At 62.7% G+C, this 8,565-nt stretch carries 8 protein-coding genes and 1 pseudogene; 4 read left to right on the forward strand and 5 right to left on the reverse strand.

Annotated elements, in window-relative coordinates; all coding sequences use genetic code 11:
- The coding region (locus tag ACESL8_RS03130; RefSeq protein ID WP_372915864.1) for a tyrosine-type recombinase/integrase at positions 1-627 on the forward strand (627 nt) is incomplete at its 5' end.
- Positions 628-638: 11 nt separating this feature from the next.
- On the opposite strand, the gene ACESL8_RS03135 is transcribed toward ACESL8_RS03130, so the two are convergent.
- The 4 genes from ACESL8_RS03135 to ACESL8_RS03150 form a co-directional block, all read right to left on the reverse strand.
- Positions 639-1,037 (reverse strand): TadE/TadG family type IV pilus assembly protein, encoded by a 399-nt coding sequence (locus tag ACESL8_RS03135; RefSeq protein ID WP_372915866.1) that lies wholly within the window; start codon positions 1,035-1,037, stop codon positions 639-641.
- On the reverse strand, positions 1,034-1,504 hold the full coding sequence (locus ACESL8_RS03140) for a TadE/TadG family type IV pilus assembly protein (protein WP_372915868.1): 471 nt from the start codon (positions 1,502-1,504) through the stop codon (positions 1,034-1,036). The genes ACESL8_RS03135 and ACESL8_RS03140 overlap by 4 nt, the downstream gene beginning before the upstream one ends.
- Complete coding sequence (locus ACESL8_RS03145) at positions 1,504-2,772, reverse strand: pilus assembly protein TadG-related protein (RefSeq protein ID WP_372915870.1); 1,269 nt, start codon at positions 2,770-2,772, stop codon at positions 1,504-1,506. Before ACESL8_RS03145 ends, ACESL8_RS03140 begins: the two co-directional genes overlap by 1 nt.
- A gap of 414 nt (positions 2,773-3,186) precedes the next feature.
- Complete coding sequence (locus ACESL8_RS03150) at positions 3,187-3,558, reverse strand: hypothetical protein (RefSeq protein WP_372915872.1); 372 nt, start codon at positions 3,556-3,558, stop codon at positions 3,187-3,189.
- Between the two features lie 267 nt (positions 3,559-3,825).
- Between ACESL8_RS03150 and ACESL8_RS03155 the strand changes: the two genes are divergently transcribed.
- On the forward strand, positions 3,826-5,076 hold the full coding sequence (locus tag ACESL8_RS03155; RefSeq protein ID WP_372915874.1) for a dicarboxylate/amino acid:cation symporter: 1,251 nt from the start codon (positions 3,826-3,828) through the stop codon (positions 5,074-5,076).
- A gap of 32 nt (positions 5,077-5,108) precedes the next feature.
- Here the strand turns inward: ACESL8_RS03155 and ACESL8_RS03160 are convergent, their stop codons facing one another.
- Complete coding sequence (locus ACESL8_RS03160) at positions 5,109-6,617, reverse strand: YifB family Mg chelatase-like AAA ATPase (RefSeq protein ID WP_372915876.1); 1,509 nt, start codon at positions 6,615-6,617, stop codon at positions 5,109-5,111.
- Between the two features lie 128 nt (positions 6,618-6,745).
- Here ACESL8_RS03160 and ACESL8_RS03165 point away from each other — a divergent pair, with 128 nt between their 5' ends.
- Positions 6,746-7,099: a hypothetical protein gene (locus ACESL8_RS03165; protein WP_372915878.1), complete on the forward strand. Its 354-nt coding sequence runs from the start codon at positions 6,746-6,748 to the stop codon at positions 7,097-7,099.
- Between the two features lie 42 nt (positions 7,100-7,141).
- A pseudogene (locus ACESL8_RS03170) lies at positions 7,142-8,565 on the forward strand (preprotein translocase subunit SecA); the annotation flags it as partial.

Below are 8,565 nucleotides of genomic sequence, written 5' to 3' on the forward strand. Positions count from 1 at the left end.
GGAGGGCTGGCCTGTGATGCCATCGCCGCGCTGAAAGCCCCCAAACAGCCGCGCCGCCTGCCGCGCGCGGTATCGCCGGCCGATGTGCGGCAATTGGTGGATGTGGTGGGCGATGCGGCCGCGCTGCCGTGGCTGGCGGCGCGCGACATGGCGGTGCTGCTGCTGCTGTACGGCGCCGGATTGCGCATCGGGGAGGCGCTGTCGCTGACCGGCGCGGCGCTGCCATTGGGGGCGGTGATTGCCGTCACCGGCAAGCGCGCCAAGACGCGGGCCGTGCCGCTGCTGCCCCAGGTGCAAGCCGCGATCATGGATTATGCCCAAATATGCCCGTTCGATCTGGTGGCCGGTGAGCCCTTGTTTCGCGGGGTGAAGGGTGGCGGCCTTGATCCCGGCACGGTGCGGCGCGCGGTGCAGGCGGCGCGGGCGGCGATGGGCCTGCCCGCCAGCGCTACACCGCACGCGCTGCGCCATAGCTTTGCCACCCACCTGCTGGCGCGCGGGGCTGATTTGCGGCAGCTGCAGGAATTGCTGGGCCATGCCAGCCTGTCGTCGACGCAAATCTATACCCAGGTCGATGCGGCGCAGTTGCTGGATGCGTGGGCGGCGGCGCATCCCCGCGCTGATTGAGCCGGCAGCGTTCAGGTGGGGCGGTAAACCCGGCGCCGTTCCGTAAGGGTAATCGGCTGCACGTCGATGAAGTACAGGTTGAATTGCGGGTTCACCGTCACGGCGATATCCACGAAATCCTGGCCGTTGGCCGTTCCGGGCGTGATGTTCGGCGTGGTCATCACGCTGCCCAAGCCAAAACTGTTGGCGCGGATTGCAAGGGAGATGGCGGCATTGCTGCGGCGCGGAAACAGGGTGGCGACCCTGGCGCCTTCGCCAACCCCGTGGCGCAGGCCGGCATTGGCCCAGAACACGCTGCCGATACCGATGAAAGCAAACACGAATGCCATCAGCAGCGGTAGCACCAGCGCGAATTCGGCTGCGGCGGCGCCGCAGCGATTGCAGGCGATCTGGCGGATGGCGCCCGTCATTGCAGCCGCACCGAAGCATCGCCCGTAAGCAGGAAAGCGCCGTTCTGGCCGCTCCCCGCCAACACGCCGCCAAAGGAATAGTTGGGCACATAATTGGCCCTGATCCGCACCGACACATACCGGGCAAATATCTGCCCGGCCGGGCAGAAGCTGTTCCAGTTGGATTGGCGCACGCCATTGCATTCCAGCCAGTTATCGACCGTGACCGATTGCACCGGTTTGCCGTAAGCCGTCCGCACTTCGGCGTTGAGGTGGGTAAAATTGCCGGTACCGATGGTGCCGGGCGCCAGCGCCAGTTCGATGCCGCGCTGGGCGGCCTGTTCCAGTTGGAATTTCTCCCAGAAACCAAGGCCCACATCCATGCCGACGAACAGAAGGGCGGCCAATGCCGGCGCGATCAACACCATTTCGGCACCGGCAGCGCCGCTGCGGCAAGCGCGCAGCAAGGCAAGTGACCGCCTGCCCATCACGCCACCAACTTGATCTGGGTGCCGCTGAACGACGTGGCGCCGGAATTGGCCGGGCAGACATTCTGGATATTGGCGTTGCCGCGCCAATCGACGCGGCGCGCCACGACCTGGACGCAGCGAGTGTTCATGCCGCTGGTGCCGTTGAACTGCAGTTCCTGGGCCGGGAAATAGAGCGCGCCTTGCAACACGCTGCTGCTGTTGCCATTGATGATGTTGGCGCTGACGGTGCTGGCGCGGCGATCCTGGTAAAACAATATGCCGGCATAGGTGCCTGTGCCGGGCGCCGTCATGTTGAGACTGGCGCCGCCGGCCATACTGAGAGTAGCGATATTGGTGGTATTGTTGGCAGCACTGGTGGCGGTGAGGATGAAAACCGCGCCATTTGCCGTAACCCGCGACTGGCTGCCAAATTGCATCCTGCCGGTGACGTAATAAATTCCGGGGCCGAAGGTGGCCTGGCCACTGACGTCGACATTCCTGTAGGTCGTGCCGGTGCTGAAATTCGACGTATAGTTGGTCGAACCCTGCGGACCGATGTTGATGTTGGTGTTGCTGGTGGCGATATTGGGGGGGGTCGGCAGGTTGCGATAGGGATCGCGCAGCGGCAGCGCATATTCCTGCCGAATTGTGCCGGGCGCATAATTGCCGGGCGGCACATTGCCCACCGCAGCCACCGGGCTGGCCGTCACCGAGCTGGCGCCACTGGCGGTGATGCTGGAGGTGCTGGGCGCGTTGCTCATCATGCCGCAACCAAGGTTGACTGTGGCGCTGCCGCCGATCGGGATGCCGGGGGTATTGCCGTTTTCCAGCGCCAGAACGCAATAATCGCCGTTGCCAACCACTTCGGCTACGGCGCGCGCGCTGATTCGCACCGGGCCGCCCATGATCAGGCCGGTAAACGGCAGCCGCAGATCGGTGGCCAAAGTCACCTCCACGGCCGACGTGGCATCACGGAAGCTGCCTGATGTGGCCGGGCTGTTGATCACTGGGTTGATCGTCATCACAAAGCCGCCATTGCGGGTGATGTCAGCCTGGGCCGCTTGCCGCACGCTGGCGATGTTGCCGGCGGTTTGGCTCAGTTGATAGGCGCCGGCGATGGCGCCTGAATCGGCCGCGCGCTGCATCATGCGCTTTGTCAGCGTCCACTGGATCGTGTCGCTGGCCAGACCGGCCGAGCCGATCAGCACCGGCATCAGCAGCGCCGTGATTGTTGTGATGTTAGCTTGCCGGCTTGCACGTAGCCGGCGCAATGAAAAACCGCTCATTACATCCATGCCCTGTTGTTACGCCACGCACCTGGTCAACTTACAAGAACATACCAGATTATGAGTCAATATAAGGTTAACTGCCCTGTGATTGCGCCGATTTGTGTTGCCACACAAGGCAAGAACGGCATTTTCGCTGATATGTTCACCAATTTTTTGTCGGCATGAACGGCGCATCGGGCCGAATCGGCGATTGCCTGTTATGACTGTTGCACACCGTGATTCTTGCAATGGTAAACAGCATTGCCAATAATCATGAATCTCCGGTAACCATTTTGCCGTGACTGTTTTTGTCTGGGCGATGTCTTCCGCAGCTCCGCGCGTCTGGCTGCGGCCATGTCAGCGCATTGCTGCAACCACGCGCATCTCGATCAGGCCGGCGGCGGCCTCGACCCGGATCGGCACGCCCGCCGCTCAAAACAGGCTGGCGAACGGTGGGCGGGCCATGGCGGAAAGCCGCACGCGCACCACCAGGGGGTCGCCTGCAAACGGCCCGGAACTTGGGCCAAGCTCGATGATCGGGGTGCTGGCAAGGGCGGGCTTGCCCGGGCCGGCCAGCTGCGCCTGCATCGTCTCGACAACGGCGCGGCCTTGCGACAGGGCATCGGCGCCGGCCAGCGCCGCCGTTTCGGCCTCGCGCTGCATGATCCGGTGCATCGGCGCGGCGTGTATCGTGTCGGTGGCCAGGCCGGCAGCCGCCATCAACGCCGGCATCATCAATGTCGTCATCGTTGATAAACTGCCGGCCTGATTTTTGGCCAGGCCCAGCCTCCACAGGTTGAACATCGAAATTTAAACTTATTTTTATGAATTAATCGAAGGCGTGGTATTTATCATTAATCGTCCGATTATTAAACGATTCATTCATTTAGGCATTGTTTAATATTGTTTATTTAAAATATTCTTTATTGCGTGAATCTGCACTCTGTTGCCGGTTGGTTTTAGATTCGCGATTCTTGGCGCCATGCTTTGAAGCGCACGACCAAAGCTGCGGGCGGCGCCGGCGGTTTTGCGGCTTGACGGCGCCATGGCGCTGCCCGAAATCAGACAGTCATGAAACCGACCAATTCGCTTACCCGCTGGATCCTGATCGGCCTGTTTGCCGGGCTTGCCGTTGGCTGGGCGATCAACACCACCATGGCGCCGGATCAGGCCAAGGACATCGCGGGTTATCTGTCGATCATCACCGATGTGTTTTTGCGGCTGATCAAGATGATCATCGCGCCGCTGGTGCTGGCCACGCTCACGGTGGGCATCGCCCACATGGGATCGGGCGGCGCGGTTGGGGTCACCTTCGTGCGCACGCTGGCGTGGTTCATTGCGGCCAGTGTGTTCAGCCTGGGGCTGGGCATCTTGATGGTCAATTTGCTGGCACCTGGCGTTGGTGTCGGGCTGGCGCTGCCAGCGGTAGATGCTGCCTCAGGAGTGGCCGCCAAGGCGTTCAACCTGAAAGAGTTCATCGGGCATATTTTCCCCAAATCGATCATCGAGGCGATGGCGACCAACGAAGTGCTGCAAATCGTGGTGTTCAGCCTGTTTGCCGGCGTGGCGCTGATCCAGATGGGGCCGCGCGCCGAACCAATCAACAGGGGGCTTGATGCCATCATGCACATGATGCTGGTGATTACCGGCTATGTGATGAAGGTGGCGCCGTTTGCGGTGTTTGCCGCCATTGCCTCGTCGATCGCTGTCGAAGGCCTGGGCATCTTGTGGACGTTCGGCAAATTTGTCGGCGGGTTTTATCTGGCGCTGGCGGGGTTGTGGGCGTTTTTGCTGGGGGCCGGCGCGTATGTGCTGGGTTTTGGCGAAATCAAGCGGCTGATCCCGACCATCCGTGAGCCGTTTCTGATCACCTTTGCCACCGCGTCATCCGAAGCCGCCTATCCCAAGCTGCTCGATGCGCTGGAGCGGTTTGGCGTGCCGCCGCGCATCGCCGCGTTCGTGCTGCCGCTGGGCTACAGCTTCAATCTTGATGGCTCGATGATGTATTGCGCCTTTGCCAGCATCTTCATCGCCCAGGCATACGGCATCGATCTGTCGCTGGGGCAGGAAATTGCGATGCTGGGGCTGTTGATGATCACATCGAAAGGCATCGCCGGGGTGCCGCGCGCGTCGCTGGTGGTCATCGCCGCGACGCTGCCCTATTTCAACATTCCCGAAGCCGGCTTGCTGCTGATCCTGGCGGTGGACCATTTCCTGGATATGGGCCGCAGCGCCACCAACGTGATCGGCAATGCGGTGGCGACGGCGGTGATTGCCAAGTGGGACACCACCGACGTCGCGGCAGCGAAGCCTGCCGAGTAGGCGCCTTCAATTGACGCCTTCAATTCACGCTTTCAATTCACTGGCGGGCGCCGGCGGTAGCTCAGCGCCTCGGCGATGTGGATGCGCGCGACGCCCTCGCTGCCGGCGAGATCGGCGATGGTGCGGGACACGCGCAGCACACGGGTGTAGCCGCGCGCCGACAGCCGCAGCGTTTCGGCAGCCTGGGTGAGCAGGCGCTGACCTTCGGCATCCGGCGTGCAATGGGCGGTGAGCGTTTCGCCGTCGGCTTCGGCGTTGGTTCGCACGCCGGTGCCGCGATAGCGTTCCGTCTGGCGGGCGCGGGCGGCGGCGACGCGCGCGGCCACCTGCGCGCTGCTTTCGGCGGGCGGCGGCAGTGACAGATCGGCGGCCGACAGCGCCATCACTTCGACATGCAGATCGATACGGTCCAGCAATGGCCCGGACAGTTTGGATTGGTAATCGGCGGCGCAGCGCGGCGCGCGGGCGCAGGCGAGTGCAGGATCCGACAGATACCCGCAGCGGCACGGGTTCATCGCTGCCACCAATTGCACGCGCGCCGGATAGGTGACGTGCGCGGCGGCCCGCGCCACCTGCACCTGGCCGGTTTCCAGCGGTTGGCGTAGCGAATCGAGCACACCGCGCTGATATTCGGGCAATTCATCGAGGAACAGCACGCCGAGATGGGCGAGGGACACTTCGCCGGGCCGCGCTTTGGAACCGCCGCCCACCAGCGCCGCCATCGACGCGCTGTGGTGCGGCGAGCGGAACGGCCGCGTGCGTTTCAGTTTGCCGCCTTCCAGTTCCCCGGCGATCGAGGCGACCATCGATACTTCCAGGGCTTCGGCCGGGGTGAGATCGGGCAGGATGCCGGCCAGTGCGGCGGCGATCAGCGATTTTCCGGAACCCGGAGGCCCGCTCATGAGCAGATTATGGCCGCCGGCCGCTGCGATTTCGGCGACGCGCTTGGGCGTTTCCTGGCCCTTGATGCTGGCAAAATCCGGCCCGCGGCGCGGTTGTTCGGCTTGGGCGCGCACCGGCGCGGGCAGAATGATCTGGCCTTTGAGGTGGTTGATCAGCGCCAGCAAATCGGGCGCGGCCAGCACATTCACTTCGCCGGCCCAGGCGGCTTCGGGGCCTTGCGCCGCCGGGCAGATCAGCCCCAGTTCGTGGGCGCCGGCATGAATCGCAGCCAGCAGCACGCCCGGCACCGTCTGAATCGCGCCATCGAGGCCAAGTTCGCCCACGGCGACAAATTCATCCAGCGCATCCTGCGGGATCACGCCCATCGCACTGAGCAAACCCAGCGCGATGGGCAGATCATAATGCGAGCCTTCCTTGGGCAGATCGGCGGGCGACAGATTGACCACCACCCGGCGCGGCGGCAACGACAGCCCGATGGCGTGCAGGGCGGCAGCGACGCGTTCGCGGCTTTCCTTCACCGCCTTGTCGGGCAGGCCAACGGTCACAAACGTGACGGGCCCGGCAGAGATTTGCACCTGCACATCGACAGTGCGGGCTTCGAGCCCCAAAAACGCCACCGTGCCGACATGGGCCACCATCAACCAACTCCTGCGTATAGGTATTTGCCGACCCTGCATCATGGGTAGAATCTTCTGCTCTCTGGTGCAAATCTCGTCTGTGGCTCGCCTTATGATTGCCACAGGCGGGCCGTAACGGGGGTGGCATCGTGAATCGCTTTGGCTTCCTTGACCTGTTGGTTCGCTCCGAACCCTTCCGGGTGTTCCAGATTGTTCTGGGCTGCCTGTTGTTGCCTGTGGCTGGCATCGTGGGGGTGATATCGCCGGCGCCGATCGGCATTGTCATCTTTGGGTTCGGGGTGGCGCTGGTGTTCCGCAATTCGCGTTGGGCGCGGCGGCGATATCTGTTTTACACCCGGCACAGCCCGCGCGTGCGCCGCGCCGTCGATTTCGGCCTGCGCCGGGGCCGAGGACGTGGACAGGGCCGCAAGGCTGCCGCCGCTGCGGCTTCATTGACGAAGCGGAAGAGTGACCCTACATCGCCCACCATGCCACAGGTGTGATGGGCCGGCCTGCCCCGCGCCTACTGTGAGGTCAGGAATTTCATGCTCGGGTTGAACAAGGTCGCAAAGGCGATTTTCGGGTCGTCCAACGACCGCTATCTGAAATCGCTGCGGCCGCTGATCAAGCGCGTCAATGATCTGGAAGCGTCGATTTCGGCGCTGACCGATGAGCAGTTGCAAGCGCAGACGCCCAAGCTGAAGGCCGAGCTGCAAGCTGGCAAGCCGCTGGACGATATTCTGCCCGAAGCCTTTGCCACTGTGCGCGAAGCCGCCAGGCGCACGCTGGGCCAGCGCCATTATGATGTGCAGCTGGTGGGCGGCATCGTGCTGCACCGGGGCGAGATCGCCGAAATGCGCACCGGCGAAGGCAAGACGCTGGTGGCGACGCTGGCCGTGTATCTCAATGCCCTCACCGGCAAGGGCGTGCACGTGGTGACGGTGAACGATTATCTCGCCAGCCGCGATGCGCAGTGGATGGGGCAAGTGTACCGGTTTTTGGGGCTGAGCGTTGGTGTGATCGTGCCCAATCTGGACGATCAGACCCGGCGCGCGGCGTATGCCAGCGACATCACCTACGGCACCAACAACGAATTTGGTTTCGATTACTTGCGCGACAACATGAAATACACCCGCGAGCAGATGGTGCAACGGCCATTCAGCTTCGCCGTTGTCGATGAAGTCGATAGCGTTCTGGTCGATGAGGCCCGCACACCGCTGATCATCTCCGGCCCCACCGACGACAAATCGGTGCTGTATACCCAGGTCAACGCCGTGGTGAAGGAACTGGCGCGCGAGGACGTCGAGATCGACGAGAAGCAGAAATCGGTGATCCTGACCGAAGCCGGCACCGAGAAGGTGGAGCGCATGCTGTCTGCCGCCGGGCTGCTGGAGGGCGAGAATCTGTATGATTTCGAAAATACCCAGGTGGTTCACCACCTGAACCAGGCGCTGCGCGCCATCATGATCTTCCGCAGCGACACCGATTATATCGTGCGCGACGGCAAGGTGATCATCATCGATGAATTCACCGGCCGCATGATGGATGGTCGCCGCTGGTCCGAAGGCTTGCACCAGGCGGTGGAGGCCAAGGAAGGCGTGCAGATCATGCCGGAAAACCAGACGCTGGCCAGCATCACCTTCCAGAATTATTTCCGCATGTATCCCAAGCTTGGCGGCATGACCGGCACAGCCGCCACCGAAGCGGCGGAATTCTTCGACATCTACAAGCTGAACGTGGTGGAAATCCCCACCAACGTCGACGTGCTGCGCAAGGACGTGGACGACGAATTTTACAAGAATGCCGACGACAAGTTCAAGGCGATCGTGAAATCCGTCCGCGAGGCGCAGTCGCGCGGCCAGCCGGTTCTGGTTGGTACGGTTTCCATCGAAAAAAGCGAGCTGCTGTCCCAATTCCTCAAGACGGAAGCCGTGGAGCATGTCGTGCTCAACGCGCGTTATCACGAGCA

This window comes from Sandarakinorhabdus sp., from assembly GCF_041689835.1.
In the GTDB taxonomy this organism is placed as follows: domain Bacteria; phylum Pseudomonadota; class Alphaproteobacteria; order Sphingomonadales; family Sphingomonadaceae; genus Sandarakinorhabdus.

Excerpts from the sequence above, each read along its gene's own strand:
- ACESL8_RS03140 (WP_372915868.1), bottom strand. The coding sequence starts at position 1,504 with ATGGGCAGGCGGTCACTTGCCTTGCTGCGCGCTTGCCGCAGCGGCGCT.
- ACESL8_RS03135 (WP_372915866.1), bottom strand. The coding sequence starts at position 1,037 with ATGACGGGCGCCATCCGCCAGATCGCCTGCAATCGCTGCGGCGCCGCC.
- ACESL8_RS03145 (WP_372915870.1), bottom strand. The coding sequence starts at position 2,772 with ATGAGCGGTTTTTCATTGCGCCGGCTACGTGCAAGCCGGCAAGCTAAC.
- ACESL8_RS03160 (WP_372915876.1), bottom strand. The coding sequence starts at position 6,617 with ATGGTGGCCCATGTCGGCACGGTGGCGTTTTTGGGGCTCGAAGCCCGC.
- ACESL8_RS03150 (WP_372915872.1), bottom strand. The coding sequence starts at position 3,558 with ATGTTCAACCTGTGGAGGCTGGGCCTGGCCAAAAATCAGGCCGGCAGT.
- ACESL8_RS03155 (WP_372915874.1), top strand. The coding sequence starts at position 3,826 with ATGAAACCGACCAATTCGCTTACCCGCTGGATCCTGATCGGCCTGTTT.